The organism is Polaromonas sp. YR568 (assembly GCF_943371715.1).
Classification (GTDB): Bacteria; Pseudomonadota; Gammaproteobacteria; order Burkholderiales; family Burkholderiaceae_C; genus Polaromonas.
Genome location: NZ_CALRVW010000001.1, coordinates 95,927 through 114,939 on the forward strand (window position 1 = coordinate 95,927; position 19,013 = coordinate 114,939).

16 protein-coding genes are annotated in these 19,013 nt (G+C 65.4%); 4 read left to right on the forward strand and 12 right to left on the reverse strand.

Annotated features, from left to right (window positions below):
• Position 1: 1 nt before the first annotated feature.
• The 12 genes from AAG813_RS00480 to msrA all read right to left on the reverse strand — a co-directional run bounded on the left by AAG813_RS00480 (position 2) and on the right by msrA (position 12,746).
• Positions 2–2,053: a hydantoinase/oxoprolinase family protein gene (locus AAG813_RS00480; protein ID WP_341910674.1), complete on the reverse strand. Its 2,052-nt coding sequence runs from the start codon at positions 2,051–2,053 to the stop codon at positions 2–4.
• Positions 2,050–3,768, reverse strand: a complete 1,719-nt coding sequence (locus AAG813_RS00485) for a hydantoinase B/oxoprolinase family protein (protein WP_341910677.1) — start codon at positions 3,766–3,768, stop codon at positions 2,050–2,052. The genes AAG813_RS00480 and AAG813_RS00485 overlap by 4 nt, the downstream gene beginning before the upstream one ends.
• Positions 3,761–4,270 carry a 3-isopropylmalate dehydratase gene (locus tag AAG813_RS00490; RefSeq protein ID WP_341910679.1) on the reverse strand — a complete coding sequence of 170 codons (510 nt, stop codon included), beginning with the start codon at positions 4,268–4,270 and terminating at the stop codon, positions 3,761–3,763. Before AAG813_RS00490 ends, AAG813_RS00485 begins: the two co-directional genes overlap by 8 nt.
• A complete protein-coding gene (locus AAG813_RS00495) occupies positions 4,267–5,553 on the reverse strand; it encodes a 3-isopropylmalate dehydratase large subunit (protein ID WP_341910682.1) in 1,287 nt (428 codons plus the stop codon). Before AAG813_RS00495 ends, AAG813_RS00490 begins: the two co-directional genes overlap by 4 nt.
• Complete coding sequence (locus AAG813_RS00500; protein ID WP_341910683.1) at positions 5,550–6,497, reverse strand: tripartite tricarboxylate transporter substrate binding protein; 948 nt, start codon at positions 6,495–6,497, stop codon at positions 5,550–5,552. Before AAG813_RS00500 ends, AAG813_RS00495 begins: the two co-directional genes overlap by 4 nt.
• Before the next feature lie 35 nt (positions 6,498–6,532).
• Positions 6,533–7,243, reverse strand: a complete 711-nt coding sequence (locus AAG813_RS00505) for an ABC transporter ATP-binding protein (RefSeq protein WP_341910686.1) — start codon at positions 7,241–7,243, stop codon at positions 6,533–6,535.
• On the reverse strand, positions 7,240–8,004 hold the full coding sequence (locus tag AAG813_RS00510) for an ABC transporter ATP-binding protein (protein ID WP_341910687.1): 765 nt from the start codon (positions 8,002–8,004) through the stop codon (positions 7,240–7,242). The genes AAG813_RS00505 and AAG813_RS00510 overlap by 4 nt, the downstream gene beginning before the upstream one ends.
• A complete protein-coding gene (locus tag AAG813_RS00515) occupies positions 7,997–8,989 on the reverse strand; it encodes a branched-chain amino acid ABC transporter permease (RefSeq protein WP_341910690.1) in 993 nt (330 codons plus the stop codon). Before AAG813_RS00515 ends, AAG813_RS00510 begins: the two co-directional genes overlap by 8 nt.
• Positions 8,986–9,858 carry a branched-chain amino acid ABC transporter permease gene (locus tag AAG813_RS00520; RefSeq protein ID WP_341910692.1) on the reverse strand — a complete coding sequence of 291 codons (873 nt, stop codon included), beginning with the start codon at positions 9,856–9,858 and terminating at the stop codon, positions 8,986–8,988. The genes AAG813_RS00515 and AAG813_RS00520 overlap by 4 nt, the downstream gene beginning before the upstream one ends.
• A gap of 91 nt (positions 9,859–9,949) precedes the next feature.
• Positions 9,950–11,152, reverse strand: a complete 1,203-nt coding sequence (locus AAG813_RS00525; RefSeq protein WP_341910694.1) for an ABC transporter substrate-binding protein — start codon at positions 11,150–11,152, stop codon at positions 9,950–9,952.
• Between the two features lie 19 nt (positions 11,153–11,171).
• Entirely contained in the window at positions 11,172–11,969 is a 798-nt protein-coding gene (locus AAG813_RS00530; protein WP_341910696.1) for a GntR family transcriptional regulator, read from the reverse strand.
• Between the two features lie 216 nt (positions 11,970–12,185).
• The gene (gene msrA, locus AAG813_RS00535) at positions 12,186–12,746 is read right to left on the reverse strand and encodes a peptide-methionine (S)-S-oxide reductase MsrA (protein ID WP_341910698.1); all 561 of its coding nucleotides are present in this window, start codon (positions 12,744–12,746) and stop codon (positions 12,186–12,188) included.
• Positions 12,747–12,964: 218 nt separating this feature from the next.
• Between msrA and AAG813_RS00540 the strand changes: the two genes are divergently transcribed.
• The 4 genes from AAG813_RS00540 (at position 12,965) to AAG813_RS00555 (ending at position 18,970) form a co-directional block, all read left to right on the forward strand.
• Complete coding sequence (locus tag AAG813_RS00540) at positions 12,965–13,735, forward strand: YdcF family protein (protein ID WP_341910701.1); 771 nt, start codon at positions 12,965–12,967, stop codon at positions 13,733–13,735.
• A 112-nt stretch (positions 13,736–13,847) separates the two neighbouring features.
• Positions 13,848–14,540: a TetR/AcrR family transcriptional regulator gene (locus tag AAG813_RS00545; RefSeq protein ID WP_341910704.1), complete on the forward strand. Its 693-nt coding sequence runs from the start codon at positions 13,848–13,850 to the stop codon at positions 14,538–14,540.
• The gene (locus tag AAG813_RS00550) at positions 14,537–15,736 is read left to right on the forward strand and encodes an efflux RND transporter periplasmic adaptor subunit (protein ID WP_341910706.1); all 1,200 of its coding nucleotides are present in this window, start codon (positions 14,537–14,539) and stop codon (positions 15,734–15,736) included. Before AAG813_RS00545 ends, AAG813_RS00550 begins: the two co-directional genes overlap by 4 nt.
• A gap of 6 nt (positions 15,737–15,742) precedes the next feature.
• Positions 15,743–18,970, forward strand: a complete 3,228-nt coding sequence (locus tag AAG813_RS00555) for an efflux RND transporter permease subunit (RefSeq protein WP_341910708.1) — start codon at positions 15,743–15,745, stop codon at positions 18,968–18,970.
• Positions 18,971–19,013 lie beyond the last annotated feature (43 nt).

Here is a 19,013-nt window from a genome sequence, read left to right on the forward strand (position 1 = left end):
GTCAGGAGGGTTGGACCAGCAGGTTGCCGAAGCTGTCGACCGTGGCATGAAAGCCGGGCTCCAGCCAGACCGTGGTGTCGGGCTGCTCGAGAATCGCCGGGCCATCTATGCGCGCACCCACCGGCAGGTCGAGGCGCGGGTAACGCACCGCCGCCCACCAGCGCCCGGCGTGGAACACCTGCTGTTCGCCGCTGGACGCCGTGGAGCCGGCGCCTGTCGGGGCCAGCACCGCGAGGTCGAACTTGGGCCGCACGCCGATGCGGGCGTAGCGCAGGTTCATGACGCGGATCGCGATGCCGCCCAGCACGCGGCCAAAGGCCGCCAGGTAGGCCGCCTCAAAAGCGCCTTGAATCACAGCCGGCGTGATCAGCTCGACCTGGGTCACAGGCAAGGGAACCTGCACCGTGTGGGTCTGGCCCGCATACAGCATGTCCAGCGCAATGACTTCCTGCACCTCGGAGAAACGCACGCCGGCCGAGTCCAGCCGTTGCTGGCAGGCCGCCGCGACGGTGGTGATGCGCTGGCGCAGGTCGGCGATGTCCAGCTCGGCCAGGCCCTTGTTCAGGGTCTGCACCGCGTCGTGCCGCATGTCTGCCATCACGCAGCCCAGAGCCGAAGTGACGCCGGGGTAACGCGGGACGATGCCGGTGGTCACGCCGACTTCGCGCATCATGGCGCACACATGCAGCGCGCCGCCGCCGCCAAACGGCATGTAGGCAAAGTTGCGCGGATCGTGCCCGCGTTCGATGGACACCACGCGGATCGCGCCGGCCATCTTGGCGTTGGCCACCGTCAAAATCGCTTCGGCCGCCGCCATCACGTCCAGCCCCAGGGGCTGCGCCACATGTTGCTCGATGGCGGCGCGCGCCTTGCCGGCGTCCATGGCCGCGAGCAGACCGCCACCCAGCGGGCGGTCGGCGGCGATCCGGCCCAGCAGCACGTTGGCATCGGTCACCGTCGGGCGCGTGTTGCCGCGGCCGTAACAGGCCGGGCCCGGGTTGCTGCCAGCCGACTCGGGGCCGATCTGCAGCATGCCGCTGGCATCGACCGAGGCGATGGAGCCGCCACCGGCGCCTATGGTCTCGATTTGGATCATGGGTGAGCGCACCACCATGCCGAATTCGATCGAGGTCTGCGCCGACAGCGCCGCTTCGCCCTTCGCGACCAGCGACACGTCGAACGAGGTGCCGCCCATGTCACCGGTGATGGCGTTGGGGAAACCGGCCGAGCGGGCAATCGCCGCACAGGCGATTACGCCGGCCGCCGGGCCCGACAGCGCGGTGCGCACCGGCACGTCGCAGGCCGTCTGCCGTGACATCACGCCGCCATTGCTCTGCACAATCAGCAGCTCGCCGGCAAAACCCTGGCCGCGCAGGTCTGACTCCAGACGCGTGAGGTAGCTGCCGACCACCGGCTGCAGCGCCGCATTCAGCGTGGCGGTGGAGCAGCGTTCGAACTCGCGGATTTCCGGCAGCACTTCGCCGGCGGCGGTCACATGGGCATTGGGCCAGAGCTCGCGCACGGCGGCAACGGCGGCGCGTTCATTGGCCGGGTTCGCATAGGTGTTGATGAAGAAGACGCAGACCGCCTCGCAGCCCGCGGCCAGCAGGGCGCTCGCCTGGGCGCGAACCTGGTCCAGGTCCACGGCGGTGTGGATGCTGCCGTCGGCCAGCACGCGTTCATCGACCTCGAGCCGCAGGTCGCGCGGCACGATGGGCTCGAAGCTGCCGCGCAGCCCCCAGGTTTGCGGCCGGTCGCGCCGGCGCATCTCCAGCACGTCACGAAAGCCGCGTGTGGTGATGATGCCGGTGCGCGCCACCTTGCGCTCGAGCAGCGCATTGGTGCCCACCGTCGTGCCGTGCACGATGGTGGCAATGCCGGCCGCCGAGTCGGCGACGCGCGCCACACCATTCATGAAGCCGCGCGCTTCCTCACCGCGTGTGGAAGGCACCTTGACGATGCGCGCGCTGCCGCTGGCTTCGTCCAGCACGAACAAATCGGTGAAGGTGCCGCCGACATCAACGCCGACGACCAATTGCCCGGCGGTGCTCATGCGCCCTCCTTCTTCGCGGCGCCTGCCGTCACGTAGCCCAGCGCCAGATCGCGTTCACGCGAACTCTGCAAACGATCCGCAGGCGCGCCGTAACCGCCGCCGCCCGGCGTCTGCAAGCGCACGCGTTCGCCTTTTTTCAGTTTGATGCCAACCATCTTGGAGACCATAGGCGGTGTTTTCCATTCATTGTTGTTTTCGTAGCTGAAGACATTGACCGCGGCCTCGCCGCCGCCCGCAATGCCCTTGGGCGCGGACTTGCCGCGTTCGCCGAAGATGAAGACCTCGGCGTCCTGCTCCAGCAGTTCGATCTCGTAGTTCGCACCCAGGCCGCCGCGGAACTGGCCGTCGCCGCCGGAGTCGGCGCGCAGCGACCACTCGGTGAAACGCACCGGGTAGGCGGCTTCCAGAATCTCCAGCGGTGGAATCGTGGCGGTGGAGATAGGCGCGTTGCCGTGACTCAGGCCGTCACCGCCCGAATGGCCGCCGTGGCCGCCGCCGAAGAAGCTGAACATCACCCAGCGCTGGCCCTTGCGGGCAGCGTCGGTGCGGTGACCGGCGATCGACAGCGCATTGATGGTGCCGTAGGCCTGGGCCACGGCGCGTGTCGGGTCGGCCTGCGCGGCCGCGCTGAAGATCACATCGATCATGCGCAGGATGGTTTCGGTGTAGCCGCCCACGGGCCGCGGCCGCGCCGCGCTGATGACCAGGCCGTCGGGCAGCACGAAGTCGACCGCATCGAGCACACCGGCATTGGCCGGCACGTCCGGGAACAGGTGCTTGAGCGCCACATAACAGGCGGCAATCGCGGTGGCGCGCGAGATGTTGACCGGGCCGGCGCATTGCGCCGAGGTACGTGAAAAATCCAGCGTCAAACGTTCGCCCTGCACCGTCATGTCCAGCGCAATCGTCAGCGGCTCGTCCTTAACGCCGTCGTTGTCCAGGATGTCGCTGAAGGAATAACGGCCATCAGGCAGCGAGGTAATATGCGAGCGCATCAGCCGGACGGCGCGTGCGCGCAGCTCGCCCATGGCCTGCAGCACCAGCGCGTCGCCATACTCGTCGAGCAAGCCATGCAGGCGGCGCACGCCCAACTCGAGCGCGGCCAGCTGGCCGTTGAGGTCACCCCAGAGACTGTCGGGCAAACGGGTGTTGGCCTGCAGGATGGCCAGCACATCGGCGTCAAGGTCACCGGCGCGCACGATGCGCACCGGCGGAATCTGCACCGCTTCCTGCCAGCACTCGGTGGCCGCCGGGTTGTAGTTGCCGGGCACCGCGCCGCCCACGTCATGCCAGTGCGCGGCCGAGGCCAGGTAGCAGAACAGCTTGCCGCCGCGGAAGAAGGGCCGCACCAGCTTGAAGTCGTTGGCATGGGTGCCGCCCTCGTAAGGGTCGTTGAACAGCCAGGTGTCGCCGTCGGCCATGCCGGCGGCCGGATCGCTGGGTGCGCTGCGTTCGCGCGCAACCCTGGCCGCCGCGCGCACCGCAAAGGCCATCGCGCCTACAAACACCGGCAGGCCTGACTTGCCCTGCACCAGCGTGTCACCGGAGACGGCGTCGTACAGGCCGTGGCAGGCGTCGTGCGCCTCGGCAATGATGGGGTTGAAGGCGCTTCGGTACAGCGTGGCGTCCATCTCGTCGGCGACCTGCTCGAGGCGGCCCCGCAGGACGGCCAGGGTGACAGGGTCCATCGCCGGCCCCGGGGAAATCTCAGACATGTTCAGGCTCCTTGCCAAATCGGATTCGTAGTTGGTTCATCAATCCGCCGCTGCGTGCCATGTCCAGCAGGAAGTCGGGGATGGGCTCGCAGGCCAGGCGCTCGCCAGCACCTGAAATCACCGCGAGATGTTTGGTATCGAGTACGACCTGCTCGGCTTCCTGCAAACGCTCAGCATCGGGGCAGGTCAGCAGCAGCAGGCCGACATTGAAGGCGTTGCGGAAATACAGACCGCTGAACGAAGGGGCAATCACCGCCGCCACACCGAGCTTGACCAGCACGGCGGCGGCCTGCTCGCGCGACGAACCGATGCCGAAGTTGGGGCCGGCCACGATCACATCGCCCGGCCGCACCTGGCTGGCGAATTCGGGACGCACGGATTCGAGGCAGTAGGTGGCGATCTTGTCGATGCCGTGTTTCATGGCATGGCCGGGCGCCAGCACATCGGTGTCAACATCGGCACCGAGCTTCCAGACACGGTGGGTGGCCGCCGCCTGCGTCATGCCAGCACCTCACGCGGATCGGTGATCACGCCGCGCAAGGCCGAGGCGGCAACGGTGTAAGGCGATGCCAGGTAGACCTGAGCCGTGGCCGAGCCCATGCGACCCTTGAAGTTGCGCGCCGTGCTGGAGATCACCGTGGTGTTGTCGCCCATGGTCTCGCCATAACCGGCGCAGGCGCCGCAGGCCGTGGGAAACAGCTCGGCGCCGGCATCGAGCAGAACCTGCAGCACGCCCTCTTCACGCGCGGCATTCTGGTCCTTCTGGCTGGCCGGCGCCACCATCAGTCGCACGCCGGATGCCACGCGCTGGCCGCGCAGCACCTCGGCGGCTGCGCGCAAGTCGTCGAGCTTGGCGCCGGTGCAGGCGCCGATGTAGGCCACGTCCACCGGCGTGCCGCTGTAGCGGCCCACCACATCGGCATTGGCCGGGCTGTGCGGCGCGGCCACAAACGGCGCCAGCGTCCCGGCATCGAACTCATGGCGCGTCAGGGCGGCGCCTGCGTCGCTCTGCCAGCGGTCCAAGTCGGCCAGCTCGCTGGGCGGCGCGCCGGCGGCCTGCAGCCACGCTGCGGTGACCTCGTCGGGCGCAATCAGGCCGACCTGCGCACCGAGTTCGGCGCTCATGTTGGACAGCGTCATGCGCTCCTGCATGGTCAGCGCCTTGACGGCGGGGCCGGCAAACTCCACCGCCTGGTACTGCCCGCCGTTCATGCCGAAGCGGCCGATCATGTGCAGCATCATGTCCTTGGCGGTCACGCCTTTTTGCAGGCGGCCGCTCCAGTGCATCTGCAGGGTCTGCGGCACGCGCAGCCAGATCTCGCCGGTGACCACCACGCCCAGCATCTCGGTGCTGCCGATGCCGAACATGTAGGCGCCGAACGCTCCGCCGGTGGGCGAATGCGAGTCACCACCCACACAGAACATGCCGGGCCGGATATGGCCGTGCTGGGCCACCACCACATGGCAGATGCCCTGGCTGTCGTAGACATGGGGCAGGTCCTGTTCACGCGCCCAGTCGCGCGCAATGCGCACGATCCGGCGCGACTCGTCGTCACGCTCCGGCACGTAGTGGTCCATCACCAGCACCACACGCGACTTGTCCCAGATCTGCGCGCCGAGTTCGTCCAGCATGGGCTTGAGCCGGCGCGGGCCGGACGAGTCGTGGAACATGGCCAGATCCACCTTGCAGGTCACGATGTCGCCGGGCGAGACCGATGGACGTCCGGCCGCCCGGGCAATCAGCTTTTGGGCGAGGGTCTGCGGCGCAGGTGCTGGCGTGGTCATTCCGGCTTGGCTCCCGAAAACTTCACCACCCTGGCCCAGCGCTGGATTTCTCCCTGCACGAACTTCGAAAATTCCTCCGGCGAATTGCCGACAGGCACGGCCCCTTCTGCATCGAGCCGGCGGCGCACCTCCGGCGCGGCGATCGCTTGGCGCGCAGCATCGCTGATGCGTTTGGACAGCTCGGGGGCCATGCGCGCGGGGCCGAACAGGCCGAACCAGGCGCTCGACTCGTAGCCAGGCAGAACCTCGGCAATCGCGGGCACGTCCGGGAAGGCTGGCAGGCGCCTGGCGCTGGTCACGCCCAGCGCCTTGAGTTTGCCGGCCTTCACCTGCGCCTGGGCGTTACCGATCGCGGCAAACATCAGCTCGACCTGACCGGCGATCACGTCCTGAATCGCCGGCGCGGTACCGCGGTAGGGAATGTTCACGATGAAGGCACCCGACTGCATCTTGAAAAGATCACCCGCCAGATGCAGCGAAGAGCCCACCGCACCGATGGCGAAGTTGAGCTGCCCCGGTTTGGCCTTGGCCAGGGCAATCAGCTCGCGCACGTCTTTCGCCGGCACCGAGGGGTGGGCCACCAGCACCGAGGGCGAGGTCGCCACGCAGGTCAGCGGCGTGAAGTCGCGGATCGGGTCAAACGGCAGTGAGGGGTACAGCGAGGCATTGATGGCGTGGCTGGTGAAACTCATCAACAAGGTGTTGCCATCGGGCGCGGCCTTGGCCACCGCTTCAGCCGCAATATTGCCGCCGGCACCGGGCCGGTTTTCAACAATCACGGTTTTTCCGAGCAGGCGCCCCAGTTCGGTGGCCAGCGTTCGCGCCAGCGTGTCGGTGGAACCGCCCGCCGGCGCACCGACCAGGATGCGTGTGGGCGCGGCTTGCGCATGGGCCCCTGCCGCCAGCAGCGCGGCGGACGAAAGCAAAATATCACGACGTTTCATGTTCAGTCTCCAGAAGCGGCATCCGGCATCAGAAATCAAAGGCCCAGGTAGGCGCGGCGCAACTCGTCGCTGCCGAGCAGCTCCGCCGGCTTGCCCGAAAACCGGATGCCGCCGTTTTCCATGACATAGGCCCGGTCGGCGATCTCCAGCGACTGGCCGACGTTCTGCTCGACCAGCAATATGGCCAAGCCGCCGTCCCGCAGCTTGCGGATCAGGCCGAACATCTCGTCGACCAGCAGCGGCGACAAACCCAGCGACGGTTCGTCGAGGATCAAGAGGCGCGGTTCGGCCATCAGGCCGCGGCCGATCGCCAGCATCTGCTGCTCGCCGCCGCTCATGGTGCCGGCCAATTGCGGCAGGCGCTCCTTGAGGCGGGGGAAAATGCCGAAGACCTTCTCGAGGTTGATGGCACGGCGTTCACGCGCACGCGTGAAGGAGCCGAGTTCGAGGTTTTCCAGCACCGTGAGGTTGGGAAACACCTTGCGCCCTTCCGGCACCTGGATCAGGCCGGCCTTCACCACATCGCGGTAGTGCGCGCGGCTCAGGTCCTGACCGTCGAAAACCACGCTGCCGGCCCAAGCCGGGTAGATACCGCAGATCACGTTGTTCAGCGTGGACTTGCCGGCGCCGTTGCTGCCCAGCAGCGCGACCATTTCGCCGGGTTGCACCCCCAGGTCCACGCCGCGCAGCACTTCCACCTGACCGTAACCACCGCGCAGGCCCCGGATTTCCAATAAAGCGCTCATGTCCCGGCTCCTGCCAATGCGGCCGCACGCAGGCGCGCTGCCGTGCCATGGCCGAGATAGGCCTCGACCACTTTCTCGTCGGCGGTGACAACGGCCGGCGTGCCCTGCGCAATCAGCTGGCCCTGGGCCAGCACCCAGACATGTTCTGCCAGGTTCATCACGGCCTGCATCACATGTTCGATCATGAGCACGGTCACGCCGCTCTGCGCGATGCCGCGCACCACCGGGATCATCTCGGCGATTTCCTGCGGGTTCAGGCCAGCCAGCACCTCGTCGAGCAAGAGCAGGCGCGGCCGCGTCGCGAGCGCCCGTGCGAGCTCGAGCCGCTTGCGGCCGGCCACGGTGAGATCGGACGCGGGCTTGTCGAGCAGGGCCGTCAAGCCGACGCGGGCGGCGACCTCCTCGGCCTGGCTCAGGGCGCTGCGTCTGTCCTTGAGATGCAGGTGCGCACCGACGGCGATGTTCTCGCGCACGGTCTGCGTGGCAAACGGCTGCACGATCTGGAAAGTGCGCGTCATGCCCTGGCGCGCATTGAGGTGCGGCGCACGGCCGGTGATGTCCTGGCCGTCGAACACCACGCTGCCGCTGTCGGGCTTCAGGAAGCCGGACATCAGCGCAAACAGCGTGGTCTTGCCTGCGCCGTTGGGGCCGATCAGGGCGGTCAGGCTGCCTCGCGGAACGTCCAGGCTCACGTTCTGCACGGCCTGCAGGCCGCCAAAGGATCGAGACAGGCCCTGGATGGAGAGCAGGGAATCAGCCACCGCGGCCTCCTTTCTGGCGTGCACGCCCGCGCCACAGCGATCGGGCCGTCGCGCCGAGTCCGCCGATGCCGCGCGGCATGAACATCACGATCGCCACCAGCACCACGCCATAAATTACCATGTTGATGCCGGGCAATTCGCCGAACAGGTTGCGCGTGATGTCGGCCAGCACATGCAGCACCAGCGCGCCCAGCACCGGACCCCAGAGCGTGCCCAGGCCACCGACAATGGCGGCGACCAGCGCCTCGACCGAGGTGTGGGCGCCGTAGGCAATGCCGGGGTCGATGTACTGGAACACCTGCAGATAAAAAGCGCCGCCCGCCCCCATGAAGCCACCCGACAGCGCAATCGCGCCGAGCTTGATGCCAAACGGGCTGACGCCAATCGCGCGCGCCGCGTCCTCGTTGTCGCGCACCGCCTGCAGGTAGGCGCCAAAGCGCGAGTTCTTGAGCCACCAGCTCACCAGCAGTGCGGCCGCAACAAAGCCGAGCACGACGTAGATGTAGCCCTTGCGCGAACCGAACTGCATGTTGGCAAAGGACTCCTGCAGCGGCAGCATCAGACCCACGCCGGCGCCAGTGAAGGGCACGGACAGGGCCAGGATGCGGAACACCTCGGCAAAGGCCAGCGTCACCAGCGCGAAATACGAACCCTTGAGGCCGTAGCGAAACGACAGCGCGCCGACAAAAACACCAACCCCGGCGCTGCCGGCCACCGCCAGGACCAGCGCCAGCCAGGCGTTGAGCCCGCCCTGCAGCTGGGCGATGGCCTGGATGTAGGCGCCGGTGCCGAAGAACAGCGCGTGGCCAAACGAGAACTGCCCGCCAAAGCCGCCCAGAATGTTCCAGGCCTGGGCCAGCAGGGCCGCGTACAGCGCCATCATCACGAAGTTCAGGATCACGCCGGAATCGGTCACCAGCGGAATGCTGGCGACCAGCGCCACAAACAGCACAATGCCGGTCAAATCTTTCATGCTGCTGCTCATGCCTTGGCTCCAAACAGGCCCTGCGGGCGAAACAGCAGCACCGCAATGAAGATGGCAAAAATGCCGATCTGTCCGAGCGACTCACCGAGGTACAAACCGCCGAGCGACTCGACCACGCCGATCAGCAGGCCGCCCAGCAAGGCGCCGCCAAAGCTGCCCATGCCGCCCAGCACCACGATGGTGAAGGACACCAGCACAAAGCCGCTGCCGACCTGCGGGTTCACGTAATAGGCCGGCAAGAGGAAGCAGGCGGCAGCGCCCAGGCAGGCCAGGCCGATGCCAAAACTCATGGCATAGACATGATCAACATCAATGCCCATCAGCTTGGCGCCGTGTTTTTCCTTGGCGACCGCGCGGATCGCACGGCCCAGGTCGGTCCTGCCCACCACCCACAGCAGCAGGCCGGACACCGCCAGCGCACCGGCGAAGGCCACCAGCTTGGGCAGCGCAATCATGGCCGGGCCGATGGCCACGGTGGTCAGCGTGTAGGCCGTGTCGATGGTGCGGGTGTCGGACTTGAAGAACAGCAGGGCCGCGTTCTCCAGGATGATGGACAGGCCCAGCGTCACGAGCAGGATGTTTTCGTCCTTGCCATGGCTGGCACGGTTGATGATCAGGCGCTGCAGCGCATAACCAAGCACAAACATGCCGGGCACGACCAGCGGCAGCGCCAGGTAGGGGTCGATGCCCAGGTGCTGCTTGAGCATGTAGACGGCATACAGCGCGATCATCAGGGCCGCCCCATGGGCAAAGTTGATGATGTGCAGCACGCCGTAGATCAGGGTCAGGCCCAGCGCGATCAGCGCATAGACCGCGCCCGTGGTCACGCCATTGAGCAGGGAGGGAAAGAGGATGCTGAGGTCAAACATGGGTCACACAGGAAAGTGGCACAGCCGCTGGCGCCGGGCCCGGCCAGGCGCATGAAGGCGCTGGCGCAGGCACGGTGCGAACGGTGCTTTTTCAGGCCCGCAGCGGGAACAGGGGATCGGCTTCGCGGTAGTCGCGCGGGATGATGACCTTGATGTCGTTCTTGAGAACCTGCGTCATCAACGGCTGGGCACCCGTGTTCTGTCCGTTGACGAATTTGGTCGCACCGTAGGGCATGATGTGATCGGAGAAGGTGCTGTTCTGCAGCGCGTTGATGATGGCCGCACGGTCGGCTGACTTGGCCTTGTCGATGGCATCGGCCAGCAGACGCATCGAGGTGTAGGTCATGAACACCTCGTAGCTGAAGAACAGGCCCTGGGCCTCGACCCGCTTCTTGAGTTCGGCCGAGCGCTTGTCCTTGGGGTTGAACCAGTGGTTGCAGTCGATGATGCCGTTGGCCGCGTCCGGAAACTCCTTGACGAACTTGTAGCTCGAAGCCGCACCACCCAGTACCGAATAAATCGCCTTGGGGGTGACCTTCTGCTGCTGCATGGTGCGCACCAGCAGCGCGTACTCGTTGTAGTAGTTGGCCGGGATCACGATGTCGGGATTGACCGCCTTCATGCGCAGCACGATGTTGTTGAAGTCGCGCGTCGGGTTCGCGTGTTTGATCACTTCCTTGACTTCGTAGCCGTAGCCGGGCAGCTCGCGCGCCAGCAGGTTGGCCGTGCCGGTGCCGAACAGCGACTCTTCGTGAACAATCATCACGGTTTTCGCAGGCTTGCCGGCAGCGGTGTTGAGCACATGCAGGTTGGCCACGGCGGTCTCGGCGCATTTGCGGTAGCCGGGGCCGAAGCGGAAGGTGTTCTTCAGGCCACGCTCGACGATCTGGTCGGCCACGCCGACATCGACCACGTGCGGCAGGTTGTATTTGGCGGCCGCCTGGGTGGTGGCCAGGCAGATCGCCGAGGCGAAGGCGCCGACGACGGCGGACACGCCCGCTTCATTCATCTTTTCAACCTCGGCAACACCGGCCTGCGGCTGGGACTGCGCGTCACCGAGCAGCGCCTCGAGCTTGGCGCCGCCCATGGATTTGATGCCTCCGGCCTTGTTGATGTCCTCGATGGCCATGAGCGCGCCCAGGCGGCACTGCTGGCCCGAATAGGCCAGCGCCCCGGTGACGGGATGCAGCACACCGACCTTGATGGACTTGGGCTGCGCGCCCCCGACCAGGGGAAATGCCAGAGCCGAAGCGGCCGCAGCAGATTGGGACATGAAATGGCGACGTGTACTCATGGCATTTTCCTAAAGTGGGTTAATGAAACTTGGCGGACAACTCTTTGCTGACCCACACCTTGGCATCGATGCTGCCAACGCGCGACAACTGCATTTCATACTCATACCTGTCCGGGCGGTACAAGCCATGCAGCCATTGAATCGGGCGGTCCTGGTCGTCGTAGACCAGACGGCGTACGGCCAGCAAGGCCGAGCCGACAGCGACGTCCAGATGTCTGGCCACCATGACATCCGCCAGTCGCGCGGAAATGGTCTGGTGGGCACGGCCGACCTTGACTCCGGACTCTTCGAGCAGCACGAGAATCGGTTTTCTGGCCAGCTCGCGCCGCCCGAACTTGCGGGCGATGTCTGCCGGAACATACGTCGTGATGTGGGAGACCGGGCCTTCCCGTGTACTGCGCACCCGGATCGCTTTCTGCACCGGGTTGCCCGGCTTGAGTTGCAGGGCACTGGCAACACTGGCAGACGCGGTCACCAGTTCCACCTCGAGCACGTTGACCGAGGTTTTCAGCCCCATGCTGACCAGGTTTTCCAGCAGGCCGGTGAGCTGGGCCCGCTGCTGCCCCGCCTGGCCGCGCGCTGCGGCCGGAGAAGCACCGACGTCCAGCGCCCGCGTGCCACGACCCGGCTCGCGCGCGATCAAGCCCTCGGACGCCAGTTGCTCCAGCGCACGACGCACCGTGACGCGCGCCACGCCGAACTGCTGCATCAGCGCCAGCTCGCCGGGAAACCCGTCGGAGAATCGGCCTTCATGCAACTGCTCGCGGAGCACCAGATAAATCTGGTGGTACTTCGTCATGGGCAATGCGGGTGACATGCGCCGATGGTAGAAACAGTCCTATTGTTCTGTCAATAGGACATTTGACTCATCAACCAAACCGAGGGTTTCCCCGCGTCAAGCAACATGAATTTGCACCAGACAAGGGCTGTGTGCACCAGAAACAGCAAGGAACCAGCCTGCTTGGTGCAACACCTGGTGCCTTGCGCCCGTGTCAAGCGTGCGACGACCGCGGGCCGCACCGACGGCCCCCCTTCAGCTTTTGGCGTATTCCGAAAACGTCTTGCGGAACTTGGCGACCTTGGGCCCTGCCACCGCCATGCAGTAGCCCTGGTTCGGGTTTTTCTCGAAGAAGTCCTGGTGGTATTCCTCGGCCGGCGAGTAATTACTGACCGGCACTACCTCGGTGACCACCGGCTTGCCAAACAGCTTTTGCGCGTTCAACCCATGGACCATGTCTTCGGCCACCTGCTTCTGCTCCGGTGTCGAGTAATAAATGCCGCTGCGGTATTGCGTGCCGCTGTCGTTGCCCTGTCGGTTCAGCGTGGTCGGGTCGTGAATCACAAAGAAAATTTCAAGAATCGCGCGCAGGCTGATCTGTGCCGGGTCATAGACCAGCTTGACGACCTCGTTGTGCCCGGTGGTGCCGGTACACACCTGCTCGTAGGTCGGGTTGTTGACATGGCCGTTGCTGTAGCCCGACTCGACGTCCACGATGCCGCGCACCTGCACAAACACCGCTTCGGTGCACCAGAAGCAGCCGCCGCCCAGCGTGATGGTCTGCAGGCTGGTGCCGTTCGATGGGTCTTGTGTCATGGGTGATCCTTGTTTGGTTACGATCGGTCGGTTCCGGCTTGTTTTTGCGGGCCAGGCCGAATGGTATTGAATTCAGGCATCGATCATCCGGCAAACCGGAAAACCCTTTGACCGTCCTGCCGCCCATCCGGCAACCTGTTTCTGAAGTTCAAGGATCAAATTGGCCTCCAGCCCTTTCCGCACTTGCGCAAGCAGCTATCTATTTGAGAGCATTTTGAATGATGTCCCTGGGTGAACTCAAGCCGATTCTCGCCACGCTGGTGTTGCCGCCCGCGGCGCCCCTGCTGCTCGCCCTGCTGGGCCTGCTGCTGGCTACCCGAAAAAAGACGCCTGGCCTGCTGCTGGCCTTTGCCGGCCTTGCCCTGCTCTGGTTCCTGAGTTGCCATGCGGTCGCCGTGTGGCTGGCGCACACACTCGTGCCGCAGTACACGCCGGTGACGGCCGCCGCGCTGAAAAGCGGTGGTGTGCAGGCCATCGTGGTGCTGGGCGGCGGCGTTCACCCCGTCGCACCCGAGTACGGCGAGGCGCAGTCCTCCCCCGCCGCGGCCATGCGCCTGCGTTACGGCGCCTGGCTGGCACGCCAGACCGGCCTGCCGGTGGCGTTTGCCGGCGGCATGGGCTGGGGCGCGGCCGACGCACAACTCCTGTCGGAAGGCGAAGTCGCCCGCCGCATGGCCGAGCGGGACTACGGCATGAAGCTGCGCTGGATCGACGACCGCTCGCGCGACACGGCGGAAAACGCCAGCCTGCTCAGGCCGTTGCTGCAAAAGGACGGCGTGCAGCGGATCGCGCTGGTCACCCACGCCTGGCACATGCCGCGTTCGGTGATGGCGTTCGAGCGCGCCGGTTTCACCGTGACCGCCGCGCCCATGGGTTTCATGCTGCCCCGCCGCAACGGTGTGCTGGAATGGCTGCCGTCCGGCGATGGCCTGGATGCTTCGCGGCTGGTACTCAAGGAATGGCTGGCCCTGCGCATTGCCCGGCCTTGATCTGCCGCAAGCTTTACCCCACCTTCACTTGGCTGAGCCCGGATAAAGTGGATGGGTCCCTTGACGGACCGGGAGCAAGGCACTACATTACTAACCAGTCAGTCAGTAACTAATGTCCATCTCCAAATTCCTCAGCGATACCACCGCCACACTCTCGGCCAAACGCGAGCGGCGCAAGGAAGCGCGTCCCGGCGAACTGCTGGACGCTGCGCTCGACCTGTTTGTCGAAAAAGGTTTTGCCGCGACCCGCGCCGAGGAAGTGGCGGCTCGCGCCGGCGTGTCCAAGGGCACGCTGTTTCTTTACTTCCAGAGCAAGGAAGAACTACTCAAGGCCGTGGTGCGCGAAAACATCTCGGGGCGCTTCAAGGAGTGGAACGACGAGTTCGAGCGTTTTGAAGGCACGGCTGCCGAGATGCTGGCCTACTGCATGACGGTGTGGTGGGAGCGCGTGGGCGCCACCCGGGCCTCGGGCATCACCAAACTGATGATGAGCGAAGCCGGCAATTTCCCCGAAATCACCGCTTTCTATCAACAGGAAGTCATCGAGCCCGGCCAGGCGCTGTTTCGCCGCATCATGCAGCGCGGCATCGACCGGGGCGAATTCCGGCCGATGGACCTGGACTACGCCATCTACAGCGTGATTGCGCCCATGATCTTCCTGATTCTGGCCAAACATTCCGCGGGCACCTGCGCCGACCCCAGCCTGCCGGGCAACGCCACCAAATACATCGCCACCCAGGTCGACACCATCCTCCACGGGATCTGCGTGGCGCCCGCCCCCACCACTGGCAAGGCAAAAAAATGAAACCCTGGATCAAATGGGTTATCGCCCTCGTCCTGCTGCTCCTGCTGGCCACGGCCGTGTGGGGCACGCTGGCGGCACGCAAAAAACAGCAGCAGGCGCTGGCCAATTCCACGGCCGCGAAGGCGCAAACCGTGGTCGAACTGGCCGCGACCGATGTGTTCCAGGTCAAAACCATGGAGCTGAGCCAGGGGCTGCCTGTGTCGGGTTCGCTCAAGGCCGTCAACTCGGCCTTCGTCAAGACGCGGGTGGCCGGCGAACTGCAGGGCCTGACGGTGCGGGAAGGCGACACCGTCAAGGCCGGGCAGGTGCTGGCACGCATCGACGCCAGCGAGTACCAGTCGCGCATGCGGCAGGCGCAGGAGCAGGCCGATTCGGCCAAAGCGCAGATCGACATCGTGCAGCGCCAGTACGACAACAACCAGGCCCTGGTCAACCAGGGTTTCATTTCCAAAACCGCGCTCGACGCCTCGCTGGCCAATCTCAACGCGGCCAAAGCCAACCACCGGGCCGCACTCGCCGCGGCCGAGGTGGCCAGAAAATCGCTGGACGACACGGTGCTGCGCGCACCCCTGTCGGGCCAGGTGGCGCAGCGCCTGGCCCAGCCCGGTGAGCGCCTCGGGGTGGACGTGCGGGTGCTGGAAATTGTGGACCTGAGCCGGCTGGAAATGGAAGCCAGCCTGAGCGCGGCCGATGCGCTGACGGTGCGCCCCGGCCAGAGCGCCGTGTTGCAGATCGAAGGCAGCGCGCAAACCGTCAAGGCGACGGTGGCACGCATCAACCCCAGCGCCCAGGGCGGCAGCCGCAGCGTGCTGGTGTACCTGGGCATCGACAACCAGGTTCCTTCCCTGGGTCTGCGCCAGGGTCTGTTTGCACAGGGCACGCTGGGCACGACGCGCCTGTCGGCCCTGGCCGTGCCGCTAAGCGCCGTGCGCACCGACAAGCCCGCGCCCTATGTGCAGGTAGTTGAAAACAACCAGGTGGTGCACAAGCCGGTGGAGCTGGGCCTGCGCGGCAGCAGTGGCGGAGAACCGGGCAGCGGCACCCTGGTGGCGGTCAAGGGGCTGGCGGAAAACGCGGTGGTGATCGCCGGCGCGGTGGGCGCCTTGCGCGAGGGCACGGCGGTGAAGTTCACGCAGGCGCCCGCCTGGACCCAGGCTGCACCCGCTGCGCCAGCCTCCGCCAAAACCGCGCCTTAAGCTGGTATGTGGTTCACCCAGGTCAGCCTGAAAAATCCGGTCTTCGCGACCATGGTCATGCTCGCCATCGTGGTGCTGGGCCTGTTCTCTTACCAGCGCCTGCAGGTTGACCAGTTTCCGAACATTGACTTTCCGGTGGTGGTGGTCACCACCGAATACCCCGGCGCTTCGCCCGAGATCGTCGAAAGCGAAGTCACCAAAAAAATCGAGGAAGGCGTCAACTCGATCGCCGGCATCAACGCGCTGACCTCGCGCAGCTACGAAGGCCAGTCGGTCGTCATCATCGAATTCCAGCTGCAGATCGACGGCCGCAAGGCCGCGGAAGACGTGCGCGAAAAGATCGCTTCGCTGCGTCCGTTGCTGCGTGACGAGGTCAAGGAGCCGCGCGTGCTGCGCTTCGATCCGGCCAACCGTGCCATCTGGTCGGTCGCCGTATTGCCGATGGCGGCAGGCGCAGATGGCAAAACGCCTGTCGCGGCAGGCACAGCGGCCCTGCCCACCGCCGTCGAACTGACCAACTGGGCCGACCAGGTGCTCAAGAAGCGGCTTGAGAACGTGCGCGGCGTCGGCTCGGTCAGCCTGGTGGGCGGCAGCAAGCGCGAAATCAACATCTACCTGAACCCGCAGGCGATGGAAGCGCTGGGCATCACGGCCGACCAGGTGGCCAGCGCCGTGCGCAACGAAAACCAGGACCTGCCGGTGGGCGCCATCCGTTCGCTGGCGCAGGAACGCGTGGTGAAAATCGACGCCCGCATGAAACGGCCCGAAGACTTCGGCAAGATCATCGTGGCACGCAAGGTGTCCGCCGCCGGCGCAGGCAGCAGCGTCACTGTGGACCAGGTCGCCACCATCCGCGACGGCTCGCAGGAGATCGACAGCCTGGCGCTGTACAACGGCCAGCGCACGCTGTTGCTCACGGTGCAAAAAGCCCAGGGCGAAAACACCATTGCGGTGGTGGACGGACTGAACAAGGCGATCAAGGAGCTGGAGGGCCAGCTTCCGTCCGGCACGCGGCTGGAGCAGATTGGCGACGGCTCGCGGCCCATCCGGGTTGCGGTTGAAAACGTTCGCCGCACGCTGATCGAAGGCGCGTTGCTGACCATCCTGATCGTTTTCCTGTTCCTGAATTCATGGCGCTCCACGGTGATCACCGGCCTGACGCTGCCGATCTCCATCATCGGCACCTTCCTGTTCATGAACCTGTTCGGCTTCACCATCAACATGATCACGCTGATGGCGCTGAGCCTGTGTGTGGGCCTGCTGATCGACGATGCGATTGTGGTGCGCGAGAACATCGTGCGCCATGTGCAGATGGGCAAGCTGCCCTACCAGGCGGCAATGGAGGGCACGCAGGAAATCGGCCTCGCGGTGCTGGCCACCACGTTTTCCATCGTGGCGGTGTTCCTGCCCATCGGTTTCATGGGCGGCATCATCGGCAAGTTCTTCCACGAGTTCGGCGTCACCATCGTGGCGGCGGTGCTGATCTCTATGTTTGTCAGCTTCACGCTGGATCCCATGCTCTCGAGCATCTGGCACGACCCGAGCATTCATGCGCACGGCCAGCACGGCAAGCCAGTTACTTTTTACGACCGGACCATAGGCCGCGTCACCGGCTGGTTCGAACGCGCCACCGACTCGCTGGCCGAGACTTACCAGCGCATTCTGCGCTGGTCCCTGGTGCACAGGCTGGCCACCGTGGGTCTGGCCCTGGCAATTTTCGTGACCAGCGTTTTCATGGTGCCCCTGCTCGGTACCGAGTTTGTGCCCAAGGCCGACTTCTCGGAAACCTCGCTCAATTTCTACACGCCGGTGGGTTCGTCGCTGGAGGCGACCGAGGCCAAGACACGGCAGGTCGAAACCATTCTGCGGGAATTTCCCGAAGTGAAATACACACTGTCCACCATCAACACCGGCAGTGCGCAGGGCAAGATGTACGCGAGCATCTACGTGCGCCTGGTGGACCGCAAGGCCAGGAGCCGCAACGTGGACGAAATGTCCGGCGTGCTGCGCGAGCGGCTCAAGCAGGTTCCCGGCATCACCGTGACACACGTCGGCCTGCTCGACGCGGTGGGCGGCAACAAGCAGGTGGAGTTCTCGCTACAGGGCGCCGACCTGAAAGAGCTGGAGCGCCTGACCGGCCTGGTGATGGCCAAAATCAGCGGCATTCCCGGCCTGGTGGACCTGGACTCCAGCCTCAAGGCCAACAAACCGACGATCGAAGTGGACGTCAAACGTGACGCCGCGTCCGACCTCGGCCTGTCGGTCTCGCAGATCGCAGCGTCGCTGCGCACCCTGGTGGCCGGACAGACGGTGGGCAACTGGCGCGCGCCCGATGACCAGACCTACGACGTGAACGTGCGGCTTGCGCCCGATTCCCGCAACGCCCCGCAGGACCTGGAGCGCCTGCCCTTCATCAGCAGCGTCATCGGCAGCAACCCCGACGGCTCGTCCCGCACGGTGCGCCTGAGCCAGGTAGCCACGGTGAAGGAAGCCACCGGTCCGAACCAGATCAACCGGCGCGACCTGACACGCGAAGTCGCCATCAATGCCAACGTCTACAACCGCTCGGCCGGTGAGGTCTCCACCGATATCCGCAAGGCGCTCGACAGCATCAGCTTTCCGCCCGGCTACCGCTACCAGTTTGGCGGCTCGACGAAAAACATGGCCGAGTCCTTCGGTTATGCGATCTCGGCGCTGGTGCTGGCGATTTTGTTCATCTACATGATCCTGGCCAGCCAGTTCAAGAGCTTTCTGCAGCCCATGGCGCTGATGACCTCGCTGCCGCTCACGCTGATCGGCGTAGTGCTGGCGCTGCTGCTGTTCCGCTCGACGCTGTCGATGTTTTCCATCATCGGCGTGGTGATGCTGATGGGCCTGGTCACCAAGAACGCGATTTTGCTGGTCGACTTTGCGATCCGCATGCGGGATGAAGGCATGGAGCGCAGCGAAGCCCTCTTGACGGCCGCCCGCGTGCGCCTGCGCCCGATTTTGATGACCACGCTGGCCATGATTTTCGGCATGGTGCCGCTGGCCTTTGCGCTGACCGAGGGCTCCGAGCAGCGCGCGCCCATGGGCCAGGCCGTCATTGGCGGCGTCATCACCTCCTCGCTGCTGACGCTGGTGGTGGTGCCGGTGACTTACTGCTACCTGGATGACCTGGCGCAATGGTTCAAGCGAATCTTTAGCGGCCGGCGCGCCCTGCCCGCCCCTGTGGTTGCCCCCCAACTAAAATGATGGGTTTTCCCCGACAGTCCCACCGTTTATTACAGGCCACACC